We start from the raw sequence: 21,666 nt of genomic DNA, 5'->3' as shown, positions 1-21,666 counted from the left end.
GACCATCGAGAGGCGTGCGGCCCACACCGCGGGCAGATGGCACGCAGGAAGCCCGGACTAATAAGATGGCATTGAAATCCCCCGCGTTTCGTAAAAAATTTCCGTTGCTGGTTACCGGCAGTCTGCTGGCCCTGCAACCCCTGGCCTCTTCATTCGTCGTCGCGGCGCAGCAGTATGACTGCTCCGTCTCCGCTTCGGGTGCCTGGGACTGTGCGCCCAAGACACCGGCCGCCGCGTTGCCGCCGCGTCCCGTGCATGACGGCAGTGCGGTTTCCGACAGCGGCGCGGCTCCGGCCGACAGCAGCTCGGGCGAGGAAGCCGGCGAAAAGCCGATGCTCGTTACCGAAGCCAAGGGCCGTGGCCTGAAGTCGCGCAGTGCAGACTACAGTCACCTGGATTGGGTTCCACGAGAGAACCTCACCCCTGCGCAATTGGCTGAAACCGGGCCTTACTGCTCGGGTGCCTATATCGAGCCGACCCGTCCTGGCATGAACGACAAGACGGCCAAGAGCGACGCCCCCACCTTCCTCGGCGCCAAGGCTTCACGCTATCAGCAGGAAGAACAGGTGGCGACCCTGGCCGGTGACGTGGTCATGCGCCAGGGCAGCATGCAGGTCGAGGCCGACGAGGCCAGCCTGTACCAGGCCGAAAATCGTGGCGAGCTGAGCGGCAACGTGCGGGTTCGCGACAACGGAGCACTGATCGTCGGCGACCACGCCGATGTACAGCTGGACACCGGCGAAGCCAAGGTCGACAACGCCGAATACGTGATGCACAAGTCGCGCATCCGCGGTAACGCGCTGTACGCCAAGCGCGCCGAGAACGCGATCATCCGTCTCAAGGACGGTACGTACACCACGTGCGAACCGAACAGCAACGCCTGGACGCTCAAGGGCAACAACATCACCCTGAACCCGGCCACCGGCTTCGGTACCGCGACCAACGTGACGCTGCGGGTCAAGGACATTCCAGTCCTGTACACGCCTTATATTTATTTCCCGATCGACGACCGTCGCCAGTCCGGCTTCCTGCCGCCGACCATCGGCAGCGGCAGCGACACCGGTTTCCTGCTGGTCACCCCGTACTACTTCAACCTGGCGCCAAACTACGATGCCACGTTGTACCCGCGCTACATGAGCAAGCGTGGCATGCTGATGGAAGGCGAGTTCCGCTACCTGACCAAGTCCAGCGAAGGTCAGTTCGGCGCGGCGTACCTCAACGACGAAGAAGACGAACGCGCCAAGCAGTCCGATTACAGCAAGACCCGCTACATGTACAACTGGCAACACAAAGGCGGTCTCGACTCGCGCGTGCTGACGGAAGTCGACTACACCAAGATCAGCGATCCTTACTACTTCCAGGATTTGCAGACCGACCAGATCGGTGTCGAATCCAGGGATTATGTGAACCAGCAAGGGGCCATCAGCTATCGGGGGGACAACTACGTTGCCCGCTTGAATGCCCAGGCTTACCAGATGGCGACGATTTCCAAGATCACGCCCTATGATCGTTTGCCGCAGATCACTTTCAACGGTGCGTTGCCACAGCATCCATATGGCCTGGATTTCGCTTACCAAACAGAACTGGTCCGATTTGATCGCAACTTGAGAAATGGCCTGTACAGCAACGACGAAGGCGTTACATCGCCGTGGCTGGACAACAACATCCGCGGCCTTGCGCGAGCGAACGGCAACCGCCTGAATTTGGCTCCGGTCATGAGCTTGCCGATGGAGGCGAGCTACGGCTACATCAAGCCATCCTTGAAATACCAGTACACCCAATATGACCTGGATCTGGATGGCAGAGGCAAATCGCAAATTGCGGCACAGAGCGCCGAGGCCGATCGCCTGCAGGGCACTTATAGCAGCAACCAGAGTCGCGGCATTCCGATCGCCAGCATCGACAGCGGCTTGTATTTTGATCGGAATACCCAATGGTTCGGCACCAACTATCGCCAGACCCTGGAACCACGCCTGTTCTACCTCTACGTACCGGAAAAGGATCAGAGCGATATCCCGGTTTTCGATACCAGCGAATCGACCTTCAGCTACTCCTCGCTGTTTCGGGACAACCGCTTTACCGGCTCTGACCGCGTCGGCGACGAGAACAAGCTGTCCCTGGGCGTAACCAGCCGCTGGATCGAAGAAAACGGTTTCGAGCGCCAGCGCATCAGCGTCGGCCAGGCCCTGTACTTCAAGGATCGCGAAGTCCAGCTGCCAAGCATCGACTTCAAGACACGTGAAGACGCCAAGTCGAACGTTTCCCCGTACGCACTGGAATACGAGTACCGCTGGAACCGCGATTGGCGCACCACCGCCAACTACAACTGGGATCCGGATACCCATAGCCCCCGTTCGGGCAGCGCGATGTTTCACTACCAGCCCGAAGACAACCCGAACAAGGTCATCAACGCTGGCTATCGCTATCGCAACGACCTGGTCCGCTACGATGAAACCACTGGCCAATGGCAAGTGGGCGGTGGCGACTACGGCACGCCAGGCACACCTGGCTACGTGAAGGATTACTACAAGATCAAGCAGCACGACTTCTCGGTCATCTGGCCGATCGTGCCGCAGTGGAACGTAATCAGCCGCTGGCAGTATGACTACAACCGCAACCGCACCCTGGAAGCCTTCGGTGGTTTCGAATATGACAACTGCTGCTGGAAACTGCGCCTGATCAACCGTTACTGGGTCGACTATGAAGAGTTCAGTCAGGCCGCCCCGGAAAACGAAAAAGGCGACCACGGCGTCTTCCTCCAAATTGTTCTGAAGGGACTCGGCGGCCTCACCGGCGCCAAGGTAGAGAGCTTCCTCGACAAAGGCATCCAAGGTTATCGTGAACGTGAAGACCAAGCTTTCTGATTGTCTGCGCCCGCTGATGCTGGGCGCGCTGTTCCTGGGTACCGCGGCCAACGCCGCGGTACAGTCCATCGATAAAGTGGTGGCCATCGTCGACAACGACGTGGTCATGCAGAGCCAGTTGGACCAGCGCGTCCATGAAGTGCAGCAAACCATTGCCAAGCGCGGCGGTGGCCAGCCGCCACCAGGCGTACTGGACCAGCAAGTGCTCGAACGCCTGATCGTCGAAAACCTGCAGTTGCAGATCGGCGAACGTTCCGGCATTCGCATCACCGATGAAGAACTGAACCAGGCCGTCGGCACCATTGCCCAGCGCAATAACATGAGTATCGACCAATTCCGCGCCGCCCTGGCCCGCGACGGCCTCTCCTACGAGGACGCCCGCGATCAGATCCGCCGTGAAATGGTCATCAGCCGTGTGCGCCAGCGCCGTGTGGCCGAACGCATCCAGGTGTCGGAACAGGAAGTGAAGAACTTCCTCGCCTCGGACCTGGGCAAGATGCAGCTTTCCGAAGAACTGCACCTGGCGAACATCCTGATTCCGACCCCGGAAAGCGCCAACTCCGAAGCGATCCAGAGCGCTTATCGCCAGGCGATGGATGTCTACCAGCAGCTCAAGCAAGGCGCTGATTTCGGTCAGATGGCCATTGCCAAGTCGGGCAGCGACAACGCCCTGGAAGGCGGTGACATGGGCTGGCGCAAGCCCGCTCAACTGCCGCCTCCGTTCGACCGCGAACTGAGCGCCATGGCCGTGGGCGATATCACCCAGCCAGCTCGTACGCCAGGCGGCTTCATCATCCTGAAAGTGCTGGAGAAGCGCGGTGGTGGAACCCAGGTCCGTGACGAAGTGCATGTTCGCCACATCCTGATCAAGCCAAGCGAGATTCGCAGCGAAGCCGAGACCAAGCGCCTGGCGGAGAAACTCTACGACCGCATCGAAGCGGGCGAAGACTTCGCTGAACTGGCGAAGAGCTTCTCGGAAGACCCGGGCTCGGCTCTCAACGGTGGCGACCTGAACTGGGTTGACCCGAATGCACTGGTTCCCGAGTTCCGCCAGGTCATGGCCGACACGCCGCAAGGCCAACTGTCCAAACCGTTCAAGAGCCCTTATGGCTGGCACGTGCTGGAAGTCCTTGGCCGTCGCGCCACTGACAGCACCACCCAGGCTCGCGAACAGCAAGCAATGACTGTCTTGCGCAACCGCAAATACGACGAAGAGCTGCAAACCTGGCTGCGTCAGATTCGCGACGAAGCCTACGTTGAAATCAAACTTCCTGGTGCAGACCAGGCAGCGCAGTGAAACCCAAGCGTTTCGCGCTGACCCCCGGCGAACCAGCCGGCATCGGTCCCGACCTGTGCCTGCTGCTCGCCTCGCAAGCCCAGCCACATCCCCTGATTGCCATCACCAGTCGCGACCTGCTCCTTGAGCGGGCCGCGCAACTGGGGCTGGTCGTCAACCTGTTGCCCGTGACACCGCAGGCCTGGCCGGACGTCCCGGCGCCCGCCAACAGCCTGTATGTCTGGGATACGCCCCTGGGCGCTCCGGTCGTCACCGGGCAGTTGGACAAGGCCAACGCCGCGTTCGTCCTCGAGACCCTGACCCGCGCCGGCCAAGGCTGCCTGGACGGGGCGTTCGCCGGCATGATCACCGCCCCCGTGCACAAAGGCGTGATCAACGAATCCGGGATTGCCTTTTCCGGGCACACCGAATTCCTGGCTGAACTGACCCACACCGCGCAAGTGGTGATGATGCTCGCCACCCGCGGCTTGCGAGTGGCCCTGGTGACCACTCACCTGCCCTTGCGGGACATCGCCGACGCTATCACCGCGCAACGCCTGGAGCGGGTCACGCGCATCCTGCACGCCGACCTGCAGGAAAAATTCGGCATCGCCCAGCCACGCATCCTCGTCTGTGGGCTCAATCCCCATGCCGGTGAAGGCGGACACCTGGGCCGTGAAGAAATCGACATCATCGAACCCACCTTGGAGCGCTTGCGCAGCGAGGGCATGGACCTGCGTGGCCCGTTGCCTGCCGACACTCTGTTTACCCCAAAATATCTGGAGCACTGCGACGCGGTGCTGGCGATGTACCACGACCAAGGCCTGCCCGTACTGAAGTACAAAGGCTTTGGCGCGGCGGTCAACGTGACATTGGGCCTGCCGATCATCCGCACCTCCGTGGACCATGGCACCGCCCTGGACCTGGCCGGCAGCGGCAAGATCGATACCGGCAGCCTGCAAGTCGCGCTGGAAACCGCCTACCAGATGGCCGAGACCCATTTATGACCGAGCAATACCAACACCGCGCGCGCAAGCGTTTCGGCCAGAACTTCCTGCATGACGCCGGCGTGATCGATCGCATCCTGCGCTCGATCCGGGCCAAGCCCGACGACCGCCTGCTGGAAATCGGCCCGGGCCAGGGCGCCCTGACCGAGGGCCTGCTCGACAGCGGCGCGCAACTGGACGTGGTGGAACTGGACAAGGACCTGGTGCCGATCCTCAACCAGCAGTTCGCCGGCCGGAGCAATTTCAGCCTGCATCAGGGCGACGCGCTGAAGTTCGACTTCAATAGCCTGAACGCCGCGCCGAACAGCCTGCGGGTGGTAGGAAACCTGCCGTACAACATCTCCACGCCGCTGATCTTCCACCTGCTGAGCAACGCCGGCCTGATCCGCGACATGCACTTCATGCTGCAAAAAGAAGTGGTCGAGCGCCTCGCCGCCGGCCCTGGCGGTGGTGACTGGGGTCGCCTGTCGATCATGGTCCAGTACCATTGCCGGGTCGAACACCTGTTCAACGTAGGCCCGGGTGCATTCAACCCGCCGCCGAAAGTCGACTCGGCCATTGTCCGCCTGGTGCCCCACGCCGTCCTGCCGCACCCGGCCAAGGATCATCGCCTGCTGGAGCGGGTGGTGCGCGAAGCATTCAACCAGCGCCGCAAAACCTTGCGCAACACCTTGAAACTGCTGCTCAGCAGCGCCGAAATCGAAGCCGCTGGCGTCGATGGCAGCCTGCGCCCCGAGCAGTTGGACCTGGCAGCGTTCGTGCGCCTGGCCGACAAACTCAGTGAACAAGCCGCCCCGCAAGTCGACGCCAACTGAACCGGTGACGAGCGCTATCGGGCAGTACGCTAGTCTGGTCTACTACCCGATACTTGGCCTAGACTGAACTCTTGAGTCGCGCCCGCGTCCCGCTTCGCTTTTAAGGCCTTTTTGCATGTCCGATCCTCGTTACCAGGTCGACGTCAGCGTCACCACCCGTTTTCTGGCAGAACAGTCGCAACCCGAGCATGACCGCTTCGCCTTCGCCTACAGCATTACCGTGCGCAACAACGGCTCCTTGCCGGCCAGGCTGCTGTCACGGCATTGGATCATCACCGACGGCGATGGCCATGTCGAAGAAGTGCGTGGCGAAGGTGTGGTCGGCCAGCAGCCGTTGATCGACGCTGGCAAAAGCCACAGCTACAGCAGCGGCACGGTGATGACGACCAAGGTCGGCACCATGCAGGGCACCTACCAGATGCTGGCCGAGGACGGCAAACGCTTCGACGCCGTCATCAAACCCTTCCGTCTGGCCGTGCCCGGAGCCCTGCACTGATGGCCACGTATGCGGTCGGCGACCTGCAAGGCTGCCTCGATCCGCTCAAGTGCCTGCTGGAGCGCGTTGCTTTCGATCCTCAAAAAGACACGCTGTGGCTGGTGGGCGACCTGGTCAACCGTGGCCCGCAGTCCCTCGAGACGTTGCGCTTTCTCTACAGTATTCGTCAGTCGCTGGTGTGCGTGCTGGGCAACCACGACCTGCATCTGCTGGCTGCCTGGCAGAACATCGAGCGCCTGAAAAAGTCCGACACCTTGAGCGAAATTCTCGACGCCCCCGATTGCGTTGAACTGCTGGAGTGGTTGCGCCAGCAGAAGCTCATGCACTACGACGAGGCGCGCAACCTCGCACTGGTTCATGCCGGCATTCCGCCCCAGTGGTCCCTGCGCAAGGCGCTCAAGTGTGCTGGCGAAGTCGAACAGGCATTGCGCGACGACAATCTGTTCGCCCCCTACCTGGATGGCATGTACGGCAACGAGCCGGTCAAGTGGGACAACGACCTCACTGGCAGCGCTCGTCTGCGCGTCATCACCAATTATTTCACGCGCATGCGCTTCTGCACCCGCGACGGCAAGCTCGATCTCAAGGGCAAGGAAGGCATCGAGACGGCGCCGCCCGGCTATGCCCCCTGGTTCAAGCACAGTGAGCGCAAGACCCGTAACCTGAAGATTATTTTCGGACACTGGGCGGCACTGGGCGGCCAATCCGACGAGCCCGGCGTCTTCGCCCTCGATACCGGTTGCGTGTGGGGCAGCGCCATGACCCTGATGAACGTCGACACTGGCGAGCAACTGCATTGCGATTGCGATGAACAGGGCCACGCCAAAACCCATCACCCGACCACTGCACCATTGCCGGCCGGCACTGCCGTTTGACCGGCGTTGCGCTTCAGCTACAGGAGCCCCTCATGAGCGAATTCAAACGCATCCCCCCGGAACAGGCCCAGGCCCTGCGCGAGCAAGGCGCGGTCGTCGTCGACGTCCGCGACCCAGCCACTTTTGCGGCTTCGCATATCAGTGGCTCCCGGCATCTGGATAACCATTCCATCGCCGACTTCATCCGTGCCGCCGACCTCGATGCACCTACGGTCGTGGTCTGCTATCACGGCAACTCCAGCCAGAGCGCAGCCGCCTATCTGGTCAGCCAGGGCTTCAGCGACGTCTACAGCCTGGACGGCGGTTTCGAGTTGTGGCGTGCGACTTATCCTTCAGAAACAGCGCAAGACAATCACGAATAATTTTTTATGCCGTCCAAGCCCGCGTGAACCGTGGGCTTGAGCGATGGCAGACGAACGGTCTGCCATAACTAATTACGTATTCCACCTTTACCTCCGCGATTCCGAACTATCCTTAGCCTCAGGCCATCCAAAACAGGGGAGAGCCGGTACACCGGCGCGCGGGTCATCGGGAGTCAGCTTTCAAGAACCTGTATTCTTGAAAGCATTCTGGGGGGTAAAACGGCAACTGGGTTCCCAGCGGCTGTCCAGCATCGACTGATTGATCCGACACCGGCTCCACGTATCGAGCGAGGTGACGTCATGAGCATTTTTAGCCACTTCCAGCAACGTTTCGAGTCCACGCGGCAGGAGGAATACTCGCTGCAGGAATACCTCGAACTCTGCAAGCAGGACCGCAGTGCCTATGCATCGGCTGCGGAGCGTCTGTTGCTGGCAATCGGAGAACCGGAGCTGCTGGATACCTCGACCAATTCGAGGCTCTCGCGAATCTTTTCCAACAAGGTGATTCGCCGCTATCCGGCCTTTGCGGACTTCCACGGGATGGAAGAATGCATCGAACAAATCGTGTCCTATTTCCGCCATGCCGCCCAAGGCCTGGAAGAGAAGAAACAAATCCTTTATCTGCTCGGCCCCGTGGGTGGTGGTAAATCGTCCCTGGCCGAGAAGCTCAAGCAACTGATCGAAAAAGTGCCCTTCTACGCCATCAAGGGCTCGCCGGTGTTCGAATCGCCTCTGGGTCTGTTCAACGCCACTGAAGATGGCGCGATCCTCGAGGAAGACTTCGGCATTCCACGCCGCTATCTCAATACCATCATGTCGCCATGGGCAACCAAGCGCCTGGCCGAGTTCGGCGGTGACATCAGCCAGTTCAAGGTGGTCAAGCTCTACCCATCGATCCTCAACCAGATCGCGGTGGCCAAGACCGAACCGGGTGACGAAAACAACCAGGATATTTCCGCCCTGGTGGGCAAGGTCGATATCCGCAAACTGGAAGAATTCCCACAGAACGACGCCGACGCCTACAGCTATTCGGGCGCGCTGTGCCGGGCCAACCAGGGCCTGATGGAATTCGTCGAAATGTTCAAGGCGCCCATCAAGGTGCTGCACCCACTGCTGACCGCCACCCAGGAAGGCAACTACAACAGCACCGAGGGCCTGGGGGCCATTCCGTTCACCGGCATCCTGCTGGCCCACTCCAACGAATCGGAATGGCATACCTTCCGCAACAACAAGAACAACGAGGCCTTCATCGACCGGATCTACATCGTCAAGGTGCCGTACTGCCTGCGAGTGAGCGACGAGGTGAAGATCTACGACAAGCTGCTGTTCAACAGCTCGCTGTCCAAGGCTCATTGCGCACCCGACACCCTGAAGATGCTTGCCCAGTTCACGGTGCTGTCGCGCCTCAAGGAACCGGAAAACTCCAACATCTATTCGAAGATGCGCGTGTACGACGGTGAAAACCTCAAGGACACCGATCCGAAGGCCAAGTCGATCCAGGAATACCGCGACAACGCGGGGGTCGATGAAGGGATGAACGGACTGTCCACACGTTTCGCGTTCAAGATCCTGTCCAAGGTCTTCAACTTCGACCCTCACGAGATCGCAGCCAACCCGGTTCACCTGCTGTATGTGCTGGAACAGCAGATCGAGCAAGAGCAATTCCAGGCCGAAACCCGCGAGCGTTACCTGCGTTTCCTCAAGGAATACCTGGCCCCACGCTACATCGAGTTCATTGGCAAGGAAATCCAGACGGCGTATCTGGAGTCCTACAGCGAGTACGGCCAGAACATCTTCGACCGCTACGTGCTGTACGCAGACTTCTGGATCCAGGACCAGGAATACCGCGACCCGGAAACCGGCGAAATACTCAATCGCGTGGCCCTCAACGAGGAACTGGAAAAAATCGAGAAACCGGCGGGCATCAGCAATCCGAAGGACTTCCGCAACGAGATCGTCAACTTCGTACTGCGCGCCCGGGCCAACAACAACGGCAAGAACCCAACCTGGCTCAGCTATGAAAAGCTGCGGGTGGTCATCGAGAAGAAAATGTTCTCCAACACCGAAGACCTGCTGCCAGTCATCAGTTTCAACGCCAAGGCCAGCAAGGAGGACCAGCAAAAACACAACGATTTCGTCACACGCATGGTCGAACGTGGCTACACCGACAAACAGGTACGACTGCTCTCCGAGTGGTATCTGCGGGTCCGGAAATCGCAGTAAGCAGCGGCAAGCTTCTAGCTACAGCCTGTAAGGGAACGGCGTTGAGCCCATGGCTCGACGCCACGCCCCTTGCAGCTTGAGGCTTACGACTTGAAGCTCCCCCGGAGGGGCCTATGAGCTATGTGATCGACCGACGCCTTAATGGCAAGAACAAGAGCACGGTGAACCGTCAGCGGTTTCTGCGGCGTTACCGTGACCACATCAAGAAGGCCGTCGAAGAGGCGGTCAGCCGGCGTTCCATTACCGACATGGAACACGGCGAACAGATCAGCATCCCCGGTCGCGACATCGACGAGCCGGTGCTTCACCATGGTCGCGGTGGCAAACAGACCGTCGTGCACCCCGGCAACAAGGAATTCACCAGCGGCGAGCATATCCCCCGTCCCCAGGGCGGAGGCGGCGGCAAGGGGCCCGGCAAGGCCGGCAACTCCGGCGAAGGCATGGATGAGTTCGTGTTCCAGATCACCCAGGAGGAATTCCTGGAGTTCATGTTCGAGGACCTGGAACTGCCGAACCTGGTCAAGCGCAACCTGACCGGCACCGACACTTTCAAGACCGTGCGTGCCGGGATCAGCAATGAAGGCAATCCGTCGCGCATCAACATTATCCGCACCCTTCGCTCAGCCCACGCCCGGCGCATCGCACTGTCGGGCAGCAGCCGGGCCAAACTGCGCGAGGCCAAGGAAGAACTGGCCCGCCTGAAACGCGAAGAACCCGATAATTTTGGCGACATTCAGGACCTTGAAGCGGAAATCGAGAAACTCAGCGCCCGCATCCATCGCGTACCGTTCCTCGACACGTTCGACCTCAAGTACAACCTGCTGGTGAAACAACCAAACCCCAGCTCCAAGGCGGTGATGTTCTGCCTGATGGACGTCTCCGGTTCCATGACCCAAGCCACCAAGGACATCGCCAAGCGTTTCTTTATCCTGTTGTACCTGTTCCTGAAACGGAACTACGACAAGATCGATGTAGTGTTCATCCGCCATCACACCAGTGCCCGGGAAGTGGACGAAGAGGAATTTTTCTATTCCAGGGAAACCGGCGGCACCATCGTTTCCAGCGCCCTGAAGCTGATGCAGGAGATCATGGCCGAGCGCTACCCCGCCAACGAATGGAACATCTATGCAGCCCAGGCGTCGGACGGTGACAACTGGAACGACGATTCACCAATCTGCCGCGACATCCTGATCAACCAGATCATGCCGTTCGTCCAGTACTACACCTACGTGGAAATTACTCCACGCGAACATCAGGCCTTGTGGTACGAATACGAACGGATTGCCGAAGCTTTTTCCGACACATTTGCCCAACAGCAATTGGTCTCGGCCGGGGATATATACCCGGTCTTCCGTGAACTCTTCCAGCGCAGGTTAGTGACATGACCGCCAAAAAAGAGCAGAAGCGCCAGCCCATTTCCACCGGCTCCGAATGGACATTCGAGCTGATCAAGGCCTACGACCGCGAAATCAGCCGTATCGCGGACCGTTATGCCCTCGACACCTACCCGAACCAGATCGAGGTGATCACCGCCGAGCAGATGATGGACGCCTATGCGTCGGTCGGCATGCCGCTGGGCTATCACCACTGGTCCTACGGCAAGCACTTCCTCAGTACCGAGAAATCCTACAGCCGGGGCCAGATGGGGCTGGCCTATGAGATCGTCATCAACTCCGATCCGTGCATCGCCTACCTGATGGAAGAAAACACCATCTGCATGCAGGCCCTGGTGGTGGCGCATGCCTGCTATGGGCACAACAGCTTCTTCAAGGGCAACTACCTGTTCCGCACCTGGACCGATGCCAGCTCGATCATCGATTACCTGGTGTTCGCCAAGCAGTACATCATGCAATGCGAGGAACGCCATGGTATCGACGCGGTGGAGGACCTGCTGGACTCCTGCCACGCCCTGATGAACTACGGCGTGGACCGCTACAAGCGGCCATATCCGATTTCCGCCGAAGAAGAACGCCGGCGCCAGAAGGATCGCGAAGAGCACCTGCAAAAACAGATCAACGATCTGTGGCGCACCATTCCCAAAGGTGCAGACAAGTACAACGAAAAAGACAATGCCCGATTCCCTGCCGAACCCCAGGAGAACATTCTCTATTTCATTGAAAAACATGCGCCGCTGCTTGAGCCGTGGCAGCGGGAAATCGTGCGCATCGTGCGCAAGATCGCCCAGTACTTCTATCCACAGCGCCAAACCCAGGTCATGAACGAGGGCTGGGCCACGTTCTGGCACTACACGCTGATGAACGACCTGTACGACGAGGGACTGGTCACCGACGGCTTCATGATCGAGTTCCTGACTTCCCACACCAGCGTGGTGTTCCAGCCCGGCTTCGACAGCCCGTACTACAGCGGTATCAATCCTTACGCACTGGGCTTCGCCATGTACCGCGACATTCGGCGCATGTGCGAAAACCCCACCGAGGAAGATCGTCGCTGGTTCCCGGACATCGCTGGCTCGGACTGGTTGTCCACCATTAAATTCGCCATGAGCAGCTTCAAGGACGAAAGCTTCATCCTGCAGTACCTCTCGCCCAAGGTGATTCGCGACCTGAAACTGTTCAGCATCCTCGATGACGATCAGAAAGATGACCTGCTGGTACCTGCCATTCACGATGAGGGCGGCTACCGCATCATTCGCGAAACCCTGGCGGCGCAGTACAACCTGGGCAATCGCGAGCCCAATGTGCAGATCTACAGCATTGACCGCCGCGGAGATCGCTCGCTGACCCTGCGGCACCAGGCGCACAACCGCAAACCGCTGGGCGACTCCACCGACGAAGTGCTCAAGCATCTGCATCGCCTCTGGGGTTTCGACATCCACTTGGAAACCCTGCAAGGCGACCAAGTGATGAAAACCCATCACGTGCCACCCAGAGGCGAACAAGCCGAAGGAGACTACGGTCGCCTGGATCTGGCCGTCATTCATCTTTGATCCCGTTTTCGCCTCCGGACGTCCGACGCAAAGGTTATCCTGTCGGACCAACGGAGGTTTTTTATGCAGATCTATAAAGTCGGCGGCGCCGTTCGCGACCGCCTGCTGGGCATTCCCGTCACCGACATCGATCGGGTCGTGGTGGGTGCCACCGCCGAGGAAATGCTCGCCAGGGGGTTTCGCCCAGTGGGGGCCGATTTTCCGGTATTCCTCGACCCGAAGAGCGGCGAGGAGTACGCCCTCGCCCGCACCGAACGCAAGAGCGGCCGAGGTTATGGCGGCTTCGTGTTCCATGCCAGCCCTGAAGTGACCCTGGAGGAGGACCTGGTTCGCCGGGACCTGACGATCAACGCCATGGCCGAAGATGACCACGGCAACCTGACCGATCCGTACCATGGTCAACGCGATCTGGAAGCCCGCGTGCTACGCCACGTTTCCCCCGCTTTCGCCGAAGATCCCCTTCGAGTCCTGCGGGTTGCCCGCTTCGCCGCGCGTTATGCTCCGCTGGGTTTCAAGGTGGCGGACGAAACCCTTGAACTGATGCGCCAACTCAGCGATTCCGGCGAACTGGAAGCACTGACGGCCGAGCGCAGCTGGAAAGAAATTTCCCGCGCCCTCATGGAAAAACAGCCACAGGTATTTATCCAGGTCTTGCGCGACTGCACGGCCCTCAAGGTCCTGATGCCAGAGGTCGATGCGCTGTTTGGCGTGCCCCAGCCTGAAGCCCATCACCCGGAAATCGACACCGGCGTCCATACCCTGAGCGTGCTGGAACAAGCCGCCCTGCACCAACAACCGCTGACGGTCCGCTGGGCCTGCCTGCTCCATGACCTGGGCAAAGGCCTGACACCCCGACACGAATGGCCACGACACATCGCCCATGAGCACACGGGGCTGAAGCTGATCAAAGCGGTCAACGAACGCTTCAAGGCTCCCCGCGACTGTCAGGAATTGGCGTTACTGGTTGGCCAATACCACACCCATGGTCATCGCGCGCTGGAGCTCAAGGCGTCAACTTTGCTTGAGCTGCTGCAGAGTTTCGATGTGTACCGTCGACCTCAGCGCTTCGAGGAGTTCATCGCAGCCTGCGAGATGGATGCACGGGGGCGCAAAGGGCTTGAAGACAGAAGTTATCCACAGGCTGATTATTTGCGGGGCGCAGCGGCAGCAGCCCGCGCGGTGGCGGTGCAGCCTTTGCTGGAGAAGGGCTTCAAGGGACCGGAGCTGGGTGAGGCGATCAAGCGCGAGCGCCTCAAGGCGTTGAAAGGCTACAAGGAAGCGGCGAGCTGACGGGCGTTCGTGTCAGTTTGCATTTTGGCTGGATGTTCCGCCGTCATCGCGAGCAAGCTCGCTCCCACAGGGATCTCGGTATACCTGTGTGGGAGCGAGCTTGCTCGCGATAGCGGCAGGCGCCTCAGCGCAGATTCGATGGCGTAAGCTGCTGGCCTCGCCATTCGAAAGCCACTGGCGCCAGCACTTGGTCGATCTGCGATTCCTCCCACAAAGTAGCGAAGCTTTTGCCCACGCCTGGGTGAATCCGATCCGGCGCGATCAACGACAAAGGCCATAGGACGAAGGCGTTCTTGAGGATTTCCGCGCGCGGCAGGATCAGCCCATCGAAGTTGCCGACCTGTTCGCCATACAACAACACGTCGATATCCAGCGGCAGCCCCTTGCGGTCCGGCGCATAGCGACCGTTGTCCGCCTCGATGAACTTGAGACGACGATCCAGCTCCATCAGGGGCAGATCCGTGAAGGCCGAGACGACGAAATTGAAGAATGGCCCGCTCTTGATACCCACCGGCTGGCTCTCGAACACGGCCGAACAGCGGATGTCCACCAGGAAACCGGCCAAGGCTTCAAGACCGGCGCACAGATGGGTTTGGCGCTCGATATTGCTGCCGAGCCCGAGAAAAACCTGAGTCAGCGACATCCGCGCTCGATCTCCACACCAACGCCGCTGGCCGCTGGTACGGCGCCAGGCTTGGTTAATTTCAGACGCAGCCAGGTGATCTTGAACTCGTCCATGAGCTCCTGGGCCAATCGCTCGGCAAAGGTCTCGACCAATTGGAACTGCGCCTGTTCGGCAAATGCCTGGATGCGCGACGATACGCTGGCGTAGTCGAGCGCCAGGGTCAGGTCGTCACCCGCAGCGGCCGGGCGGTTGTCCCAGGCGAAGCTCAGGTCAAGCCGCAGGCACTGTCGAATGCCTCGCTCCCAGTCGTAGGCCCCGATTACCGTGTCGACTTCCAGGCCCTCGATAAACACTCTGTCCAAGCACTCTTCTCCGCAGCACGACAAGGGCGCAATGCGCCGTTAGAATCAGGGCGTCCTCGCCCGGAATAGTTAGCATGTTTTGGTTACTGGCGATTCTCGCCTACCTGCTCGGCTCGCTGTCCTTCGCCATTTTGCTCAGCCGCCTGACCGGTCGCCCGGATCCGCGAATGAGTGGCTCAGGCAATGCCGGCGCCACCAACATGCTGCGCCTGGCCGGACGCAAACTCGCCATCCTGACCCTGCTGGGCGACCTCTGCAAAGGCCTTGTCCCGGTATTGATCGCCAGCCTCGCAGGGCTCTCGTTGCAGCAACAGGCCTGGATCGGCGTCTGCGCCGTCATCGGCCATCTATTCCCGCTGTACTTTCGCTTTCGTGGCGGCAAGGGTGTCGCCACCGCCGCCGGCATGCTGCTGGGCCTGTACCCGCCCGCCGCCCTGCTGGCTGTCTGTGCCTGGCTGCTGACGTTCTACCTGACCCGCACCAGCTCCCTGGCCGCGCTGATCGCCACACCGCTGACCCTGCCGTTGCTGGCCTGGCAGGAACCGGCGGCCTTGCTGCCAATGACCGCACTGGTAGCGCTGATCGTCTGGCGTCACCGGGGCAATCTACGCGACCTGTTCGCCGGGCGCGAACGGCATTTTTAAATGATGTTTCACAGCGGCGCCAACTGCTCCATCGGCCAGCGCGCCTGTACGCTGATCGCCAGGCTTTCGTGCTGGCCGGCCTGCAAGCGCTGACAACCGGCAAAGGCAATCATCGCGCCGTTATCTGTACAGAACTCCGGCCGGGCGTAGTAAACGTCGCCCTTCATGTCGCCGAGCATTTTCTCCAGCGATGTCCGCAAGGCCTTGTTCGCGCTCACGCCGCCTGCGATCACCAGGCGCTTGAGCCCGGCCTGCTTGAGGGCACGCTTGCACTTGATGGTCAAAGTCTCCACCACGGCCTGCTGGAACGCCAGTGAGATGTCGCAACGGGCTTGCTCACTGTCGTCCCCGACGCTGACGCACTGCTGCCAGGTGTTCAGGGCAAAGGTCTTCAACCCGCTGAAACTGAAATCGAGGCCGGGACGGTCGCACATTGGCCGCGGGAACACGAAGCGCCCATCGACCCCTTGCGTCGCAAGCCGAGAGATTTCCGGCCCACCGGGATAATTGAGGCCCATCATTTTTGCAGTTTTGTCGAACGCTTCGCCGGCAGCATCATCGAGCGTCTCGCCGAGCAACTCGTATTGGCCGATGCCATCGACCCGAATGAGCTGCGTATGGCCGCCCGATACCAACAAAGCGACGAACGGAAATTGCGGCGGTTGCGACTCCAGCATCGGCGCCAGCAGGTGGCCTTCCATGTGATGCACGCCCAGGGCCGGAATCCCCCAGGCAAAGGCCAGCGCCTGGGCACAGGAGGCGCCCACCAGCAACGCGCCCACCAGGCCCGGGCCGGCGGTGTAGGCGATGCCGTCGATCTCGGTCGGCACGCAGCCGGCTTCGGCCAGGACCTGGCGGATCAAGGGCAGCATGCGCTTGACGTGATCGCGGGAGGCAAGCTCGGGCACCACCCCGCCATAGGCGCGGTGCAGGTCGATCTGGCTGAACAGCGCATCGGCCAGCAGGCCGCGTTCACTGTCGTAAAGTGCGACACCAGTTTCGTCGCAGGAGGTTTCTAATCCCAGTACTAGCATGGGTTTGCGCCTTGTAGAGGCTGAATTCGAAGGCGCGCATAATAGTCGCCGCGTTGTGCCCCGACCAGCGGTTTTCGATCAGAGGCTTTGCATTCCGAGCGTTGAGGGGTTAACATCCGCAACCCTTAAAAACCGACGTCTTCAAGTGCTCTTTTGCCGCGAGGATGTTGACCCCGGTAATGAATGAAGGTAGCTCTGGATGCCAGCCGTCAAAGTAAAAGAGAACGAACCCTTCGACGTAGCTCTGCGTCGTTTCAAGCGCTCCTGCGAAAAAGCCGGTGTTCTGGCTGAAGTTCGTAGCCGCGAATTCTACGAGAAGCCGACTTCTGAGCGTAAGCGCAAGGCAGCAGCCGCTGTTAAGCGTCACGCCAAGAAAGTTCAGCGCGAGCAGCGCCGCGCCGTACGTCTGTACTAATACACAGACGTCCGTAGCAAGCTTCTGCCAAGCCCGGCCTTCAAGCCGGGCTTATGGCATTTGCGGAATAACGCTTGATGCTTCACTGTCAAAGCCGCAGACGCGACCAAGACAACCTGCTTCACCGCGTCAGACCTGGCTCTTTTGCCAGCGGTGCACGTCTTTCCTGACGAGCCTTCCAAGGCTACCGACGAGCACACCCTGATTCCTCTAACGACGATCAGCCCAAGGCACCTGCCTGCGTGTCCGCTTCATGAGCTATCCGAGGCCTGAACGGCCGTTACCGGATTCAGCGCAACACATTCAAACAGTCGAATACTGATAGTTATTAACGTCAGTGGATTATCGGCAGATACACTTCCCGACAGCGATGATGCAGACGACCCGGTCGAGCCACCGATTTAGCGTGCCTCAAACCCAGACCCGGTTACGCCTGCCGATTTCGGGTCCATATTTCGCGCAGTGATGATGAGAACGCCATGGCCGGGCTGATTCCCCAGAGCTTTATTGACGACCTCCTGAACCGCACCGACATCGTCGACGTGGTCAGCTCTCGCCTGCAAATGAAGAAAGCGGGCAAGAACTACACAGCTTGCTGCCCGTTCCATAAAGAAAAAACGCCTTCTTTCAGCGTCAGCCCCGACAAGCAGTTCTACTATTGCTTCGGCTGCGGCGCTGGCGGCAATGCCCTCGGTTTCATCATGGACCACGACAACCTGGACTTCCCCCAGGCCGTCGAAGAACTGGCCAAAGCCGCCGGCATGGAAATACCCCGCGAGGAAAGCGGTCGACAGCACAAGCCACGTCAACCGACCGATTCTCCGCTTTACCCCCTATTGACGGCGGCGGCGGATTTTTATCGCCAGGCCCTCAAAAGCCATCCGGCACGCAAGGCTGCGGTGGATTATCTCAAGGGCCGCGGCCTGACCGGCGAAATCGCCCGGGACTTCGGCCTCGGCTTCGCCCCGCCCGGCTGGGACAACCTGTACAAGCACCTAAGCAGCGATACGCTGCAACAGCGCGCCATGATCGACGCCGGCCTGCTGATTGAAAATGCCGAAACCGGCAAGCGCTACGACCGCTTCCGCGACAGGGTCATGTTTCCGATCCGCGACACACGCGGGCGGATCATCGCCTTTGGTGGCCGGGTGCTGGGGGACGACAAGCCGAAATACCTGAACTCCCCGGAAACCCCGGTGTTCCATAAGGGCCAGGAACTCTATGGCCTGTACGAAGCACGCAAGAACAACCGCAATCTTGATGAAATCATTGTCGTCGAAGGCTACATGGACGTTATTGCCCTGGCCCAGCAAGGCCTGCGCAACGCCGTGGCGACCCTGGGCACGGCCACCAGCGAAGAGCACATGAAGCGCCTGTTTCGCGTGGTGCCCAACGTGCTGTTCTGCTTCGACGGCGACCAGGCCGGCCGTAACGCCGCCTGGCGCGCACTGGAGGCCACCTTGCCGTGCCTGCAGGACGGACGCCGGGCACGCTTCCTGTTCCTGCCCGAGGGCGAGGACCCGGACACCCTGGTGCGCTCCGAAGGTACCGACGCGTTCCGTGCGCGGATCAACCAGCACGCACAACCGTTGGCCGACTATTTTTTCCAGCAATTGACCGAAGAAGCCGATCCACGCTCCCTCGAAGGCAAGGCCCACATGGCCACCCTCGCGGCACCGCTGATCGACAAGGTGCCCGGTGCCAACCTGCGCACACTCATGCGCCAGCGCCTGACCGAGATCACCGGCCTGAACAGCGAAGCGGTCAATCAATTGGTGCACAGCGCCCCCCAGGAGGCGCCACCGGCTTATGACCCGGGCGTCGATTACGACGCGATGCCGGATTTCGCCGACTATCATCAACCCCAACAGGATTACGCCCCCCAGCAGGAATGGACACCGAAAAAACCCGGCAGTGGCGGCAAGAAATGGGACAAGAAACCCTGGGACAAGAACGGCAAGCGCGGCGATCGCGACCAGCCACGTGCCCCGCGCGTGCCGGCCGCCGTCGAACCACCAACACTGGCCGCCTTGCGCACCTTGCTGCATCACCCGCAACTGGCAGAAAAAGTAGAGGACGCCGGGCACTTCGCCGCCGAGGACCACAGCAATACGCAATTGCTGGTTGCACTCCTTGAAGCCGTGCAGAAGAACCCCAAGCTAAACTCTTTCCAATTGATTGCACGGTGGCACGGCACCGAGCAGGGGCGTCTGTTGAAGGCCCTGGCCGAGAAGGAATGGCTGATTGAAGGAGACAACCTTGAACAACAGTTTTTCGACACCATTACTAGCTTATCCGCCCGCCAACGCGAGCGAAACCTGGAACAACTTCTGCGAAAAGCTCGTCAGAGCGAGTTGACCAGCGAAGAGAAAAACCAATTGCGCGACTTACTCAGCCGCAATGTTTGCGCATCAAACCCGACCTCAACTGGCGCGTGAGGTCACAGCTCAGGTATAATCCTCGGCTTGTTTTTTGCCCGCCAAGACCTTCAGTGGATAGGGTGTTATGTCCGGAAAAGCGCAACAGCAGTCTCGTATCAAAGAGTTGATCCTATTGGGTCGTGAGCAGGGCTACCTGACTTACGCGGAGGTCAACGACCACCTGCCGGAGGATATTTCAGATCCGGAACAGGTGGAAGACATCATCCGCATGATCAACGACATGGGGATCAACGTATTCGAGGTTGCTCCAGATAAGGATGCCCTTATGCTGGCCGACGCCGATACCGACGAGGCGGCCGCTGAAGAAGCGGCCGCAGCGTTGGCAGCGGTCGAGACCGACATTGGTCGCACCACCGACCCCGTGCGCATGTACATGCGTGAAATGGGTACGGTAGAGCTCCTCACGCGTGAAGGCGAAATCGAAATCGCCAAGCGTATTGAAGAAGGCATCCGTGAAGTGATGGGCGCAATCGCGCACTTCCCTGGCACGGTTGACCATATTCTCTCCGAGTACACCCGCGTCACCACCGAAGGTGGCCGCCTGTCCGACGTCTTGAGCGGCTATATCGATCCGGACGACGGCATTGCGCCGCCTGCCGCCGAAGTGCCGCCACCGATCGACGCGAAAGCCGTCAAGGCCGACGACGACACCGATGACGACGAGGCCGAAGCGAGCGACGACGAGGAAGAAGCCGAAAGCGGTCCGGATCCGGTCATCGCAGCACAGCGTTTCGGCGCTGTGGCCGACCAGATGGAAATCACCCGCAAGGCGCTGAAAAAGCACGGCCGCAACAACAAGCAGGCGATTGCCGAGCTGTTGGCACTGGCCGAGCTGTTCATGCCGATCAAGCTGGTACCGAAGCAATTCGAAGGCTTGGTCGAGCGTGTTCGCAGTGCCCTGGATCGCTTGCGCCAGCAAGAGCGCGCGATCATGCAGCTTTGCGTGCGTGACGCCCGCATGCCGCGTGCCGATTTCCTGCGCCAGTTCCCTGGCAACGAAGTCGACGAAAGCTGGACCGATGCACTGGCCAAGGGCAAGAGCAAATACGCCGAAGCCATTGCCCGCCTGCAACCGGACATCGTTCGTTGCCAGCAGAAGCTCAGTGCGCTGGAGGCCGAGACTGGCCTGAGCATCGCCGAGATCAAGGACATCAACCGTCGCATGTCGATCGGCGAGGCCAAGGCCCGTCGCGCGAAAAAAGAGATGGTCGAAGCGAACTTGCGTCTGGTGATCTCCATCGCCAAGAAGTACACCAACCGCGGCCTGCAATTCCTCGACCTGATCCAGGAAGGCAACATTGGCCTGATGAAGGCGGTGGACAAGTTCGAATACCGTCGCGGCTACAAGTTCTCGACCTATGCCACCTGGTGGATCCGTCAGGCGATCACTCGCTCGATCGCCGACCAGGCCCGCACCATCCGCATCCCGGTGCACATGATCGAGACGATCAACAAGCTCAACCGTATTTCCCGGCAGATGCTGCAGGAAATGGGTCGCGAACCGACGCCGGAAGAGCTGGGCGAACGCATGGAAATGCCTGAGGACAAGATTCGCAAGGTATTGAAGATCGCTAAAGAGCCGATCTCCATGGAAACCCCGATCGGTGATGACGAAGACTCCCATCTGGGTGACTTCATCGAAGACTCCACCATGCAGTCTCCGATCGATGTTGCCACTGTCGAGAGTCTCAAGGAAGCGACTCGCGAAGTACTCTCCGGCCTCACTGCCCGTGAAGCCAAGGTACTGCGCATGCGCTTCGGCATCGACATGAATACCGACCACACCCTTGAGGAAGTCGGTAAGCAGTTCGATGTAACCCGTGAGCGGATTCGTCAGATCGAAGCCAAGGCGTTGCGCAAACTGCGCCACCCGACGCGAAGCGAGCATCTGCGCTCCTTCCTCGACGAGTGACCTTCAAAACCCCCGGCCCTGCCGGGGGTTTTGTTATGCACAGATAAAATCCCCTTCGTTACGCTCCTCAGCACCCTG

Annotated in this window: 18 protein-coding genes; 15 read left to right on the top strand and 3 right to left on the bottom strand. The window is 60.1% G+C overall.

What is annotated here, in order from left to right; genetic code table 11:
- The first annotated feature begins 65 nt into the window (after positions 1-65).
- The 11 genes from F7R20_RS29925 to F7R20_RS29875 all read left to right on the top strand — a co-directional run bounded on the left by F7R20_RS29925 (position 66) and on the right by F7R20_RS29875 (position 14,155).
- On the top strand, positions 66-2,864 hold the full coding sequence (locus tag F7R20_RS29925) for an LPS-assembly protein LptD (RefSeq protein WP_003206165.1): 2,799 nt from the start codon (positions 66-68) through the stop codon (positions 2,862-2,864).
- The gene (gene surA, locus F7R20_RS29920; RefSeq protein ID WP_013694355.1) at positions 2,845-4,161 is read left to right on the top strand and encodes a peptidylprolyl isomerase SurA; all 1,317 of its coding nucleotides are present in this window, start codon (positions 2,845-2,847) and stop codon (positions 4,159-4,161) included. The genes F7R20_RS29925 and surA overlap by 20 nt, the downstream gene beginning before the upstream one ends.
- On the top strand, positions 4,158-5,147 hold the full coding sequence (gene pdxA / locus F7R20_RS29915) for a 4-hydroxythreonine-4-phosphate dehydrogenase PdxA (protein WP_003206168.1): 990 nt from the start codon (positions 4,158-4,160) through the stop codon (positions 5,145-5,147). Before surA ends, pdxA begins: the two co-directional genes overlap by 4 nt.
- Positions 5,144-5,962, top strand: coding sequence for a 16S rRNA (adenine(1518)-N(6)/adenine(1519)-N(6))-dimethyltransferase RsmA (gene rsmA / locus F7R20_RS29910; protein ID WP_003206170.1), 819 nt, complete (start codon positions 5,144-5,146; stop codon positions 5,960-5,962). The genes pdxA and rsmA overlap by 4 nt, the downstream gene beginning before the upstream one ends.
- 115 nt (positions 5,963-6,077) lie before the next feature.
- Positions 6,078-6,458 carry a Co2+/Mg2+ efflux protein ApaG gene (gene apaG, locus F7R20_RS29905; RefSeq protein WP_003206172.1) on the top strand — a complete coding sequence of 127 codons (381 nt, stop codon included), beginning with the start codon at positions 6,078-6,080 and terminating at the stop codon, positions 6,456-6,458.
- Positions 6,458-7,333, top strand: coding sequence for a symmetrical bis(5'-nucleosyl)-tetraphosphatase (locus F7R20_RS29900; protein WP_003206174.1), 876 nt, complete (start codon positions 6,458-6,460; stop codon positions 7,331-7,333). Before apaG ends, F7R20_RS29900 begins: the two co-directional genes overlap by 1 nt.
- A gap of 32 nt (positions 7,334-7,365) precedes the next feature.
- Positions 7,366-7,695, top strand: a complete 330-nt coding sequence (glpE, locus tag F7R20_RS29895; protein ID WP_003206176.1) for a thiosulfate sulfurtransferase GlpE — start codon at positions 7,366-7,368, stop codon at positions 7,693-7,695.
- A 300-nt stretch (positions 7,696-7,995) separates the two neighbouring features.
- A complete protein-coding gene (locus F7R20_RS29890; RefSeq protein ID WP_003206178.1) occupies positions 7,996-9,918 on the top strand; it encodes a PrkA family serine protein kinase in 1,923 nt (640 codons plus the stop codon).
- A gap of 113 nt (positions 9,919-10,031) precedes the next feature.
- Complete coding sequence (locus F7R20_RS29885; protein WP_003206179.1) at positions 10,032-11,303, top strand: YeaH/YhbH family protein; 1,272 nt, start codon at positions 10,032-10,034, stop codon at positions 11,301-11,303.
- Positions 11,300-12,865 (top strand): SpoVR family protein, encoded by a 1,566-nt coding sequence (locus F7R20_RS29880; protein ID WP_003206181.1) that lies wholly within the window; start codon positions 11,300-11,302, stop codon positions 12,863-12,865. The genes F7R20_RS29885 and F7R20_RS29880 overlap by 4 nt, the downstream gene beginning before the upstream one ends.
- Positions 12,866-12,928: 63 nt before the next feature.
- A complete protein-coding gene (locus F7R20_RS29875) occupies positions 12,929-14,155 on the top strand; it encodes a multifunctional CCA addition/repair protein (RefSeq protein WP_003206183.1) in 1,227 nt (408 codons plus the stop codon).
- A 124-nt stretch (positions 14,156-14,279) separates the two neighbouring features.
- On the opposite strand, the gene folK is transcribed toward F7R20_RS29875, so the two are convergent.
- Both folK and folB read right to left on the bottom strand, forming a co-directional pair.
- Positions 14,280-14,798, bottom strand: a complete 519-nt coding sequence (gene folK, locus F7R20_RS29870; RefSeq protein WP_003206185.1) for a 2-amino-4-hydroxy-6-hydroxymethyldihydropteridine diphosphokinase — start codon at positions 14,796-14,798, stop codon at positions 14,280-14,282.
- Positions 14,789-15,142, bottom strand: a complete 354-nt coding sequence (gene folB, locus F7R20_RS29865; protein WP_003206187.1) for a dihydroneopterin aldolase — start codon at positions 15,140-15,142, stop codon at positions 14,789-14,791. The genes folK and folB overlap by 10 nt, the downstream gene beginning before the upstream one ends.
- A gap of 74 nt (positions 15,143-15,216) precedes the next feature.
- Here folB and plsY point away from each other — a divergent pair, with 74 nt between their 5' ends.
- Positions 15,217-15,786 carry a glycerol-3-phosphate 1-O-acyltransferase PlsY gene (gene plsY / locus F7R20_RS29860; protein WP_003206189.1) on the top strand — a complete coding sequence of 190 codons (570 nt, stop codon included), beginning with the start codon at positions 15,217-15,219 and terminating at the stop codon, positions 15,784-15,786.
- A gap of 8 nt (positions 15,787-15,794) precedes the next feature.
- Here the strand turns inward: plsY and tsaD are convergent, their stop codons facing one another.
- Positions 15,795-16,820, bottom strand: a complete 1,026-nt coding sequence (tsaD, locus tag F7R20_RS29855) for a tRNA (adenosine(37)-N6)-threonylcarbamoyltransferase complex transferase subunit TsaD (RefSeq protein ID WP_003206192.1) — start codon at positions 16,818-16,820, stop codon at positions 15,795-15,797.
- A gap of 199 nt (positions 16,821-17,019) precedes the next feature.
- Here tsaD and rpsU point away from each other — a divergent pair, with 199 nt between their 5' ends.
- The 3 genes from rpsU (at position 17,020) to rpoD (ending at position 21,588) form a co-directional block, all read left to right on the top strand.
- Positions 17,020-17,235: a 30S ribosomal protein S21 gene (gene rpsU / locus F7R20_RS29850; RefSeq protein WP_002551877.1), complete on the top strand. Its 216-nt coding sequence runs from the start codon at positions 17,020-17,022 to the stop codon at positions 17,233-17,235.
- Positions 17,236-17,714: 479 nt separating this feature from the next.
- Positions 17,715-19,673 carry a DNA primase gene (gene dnaG, locus F7R20_RS29845; RefSeq protein ID WP_003206194.1) on the top strand — a complete coding sequence of 653 codons (1,959 nt, stop codon included), beginning with the start codon at positions 17,715-17,717 and terminating at the stop codon, positions 19,671-19,673.
- Positions 19,674-19,740: 67 nt separating this feature from the next.
- Entirely contained in the window at positions 19,741-21,588 is a 1,848-nt protein-coding gene (rpoD, locus tag F7R20_RS29840; RefSeq protein ID WP_003206198.1) for an RNA polymerase sigma factor RpoD, read from the top strand.
- The last annotated feature ends 78 nt before the right edge of the window (positions 21,589-21,666 follow it).

The sequence above is a fragment of the Pseudomonas brassicacearum subsp. brassicacearum genome (assembly GCF_008801605.1).
Classification (GTDB): domain Bacteria; phylum Pseudomonadota; class Gammaproteobacteria; order Pseudomonadales; family Pseudomonadaceae; genus Aquipseudomonas; species Aquipseudomonas brassicacearum.
Note: the sequence above shows the minus strand (reverse complement) of the source record. Positions and strands in the feature narration are given on the sequence as shown.

Excerpts from the sequence above, each read along its gene's own strand:
- tsaD (WP_003206192.1), bottom strand. The coding sequence starts at position 16,820 with ATGCTAGTACTGGGATTAGAAACCTCCTGCGACGAAACTGGTGTCGCA.
- F7R20_RS29880 (WP_003206181.1), top strand. The coding sequence starts at position 11,300 with ATGACCGCCAAAAAAGAGCAGAAGCGCCAGCCCATTTCCACCGGCTCC.
- apaG (WP_003206172.1), top strand. The coding sequence starts at position 6,078 with ATGTCCGATCCTCGTTACCAGGTCGACGTCAGCGTCACCACCCGTTTT.
- dnaG (WP_003206194.1), top strand. The coding sequence starts at position 17,715 with ATGGCCGGGCTGATTCCCCAGAGCTTTATTGACGACCTCCTGAACCGC.
- F7R20_RS29890 (WP_003206178.1), top strand. The coding sequence starts at position 7,996 with ATGAGCATTTTTAGCCACTTCCAGCAACGTTTCGAGTCCACGCGGCAG.
- rpsU (WP_002551877.1), top strand. The coding sequence starts at position 17,020 with ATGCCAGCCGTCAAAGTAAAAGAGAACGAACCCTTCGACGTAGCTCTG.
- rsmA (WP_003206170.1), top strand. The coding sequence starts at position 5,144 with ATGACCGAGCAATACCAACACCGCGCGCGCAAGCGTTTCGGCCAGAAC.
- plsY (WP_003206189.1), top strand. The coding sequence starts at position 15,217 with ATGTTTTGGTTACTGGCGATTCTCGCCTACCTGCTCGGCTCGCTGTCC.
- rpoD (WP_003206198.1), top strand. The coding sequence starts at position 19,741 with ATGTCCGGAAAAGCGCAACAGCAGTCTCGTATCAAAGAGTTGATCCTA.
- folK (WP_003206185.1), bottom strand. The coding sequence starts at position 14,798 with ATGTCGCTGACTCAGGTTTTTCTCGGGCTCGGCAGCAATATCGAGCGC.
- F7R20_RS29900 (WP_003206174.1), top strand. The coding sequence starts at position 6,458 with ATGGCCACGTATGCGGTCGGCGACCTGCAAGGCTGCCTCGATCCGCTC.
- F7R20_RS29885 (WP_003206179.1), top strand. The coding sequence starts at position 10,032 with ATGAGCTATGTGATCGACCGACGCCTTAATGGCAAGAACAAGAGCACG.
- F7R20_RS29875 (WP_003206183.1), top strand. The coding sequence starts at position 12,929 with ATGCAGATCTATAAAGTCGGCGGCGCCGTTCGCGACCGCCTGCTGGGC.
- glpE (WP_003206176.1), top strand. The coding sequence starts at position 7,366 with ATGAGCGAATTCAAACGCATCCCCCCGGAACAGGCCCAGGCCCTGCGC.
- F7R20_RS29925 (WP_003206165.1), top strand. The coding sequence starts at position 66 with ATGGCATTGAAATCCCCCGCGTTTCGTAAAAAATTTCCGTTGCTGGTT.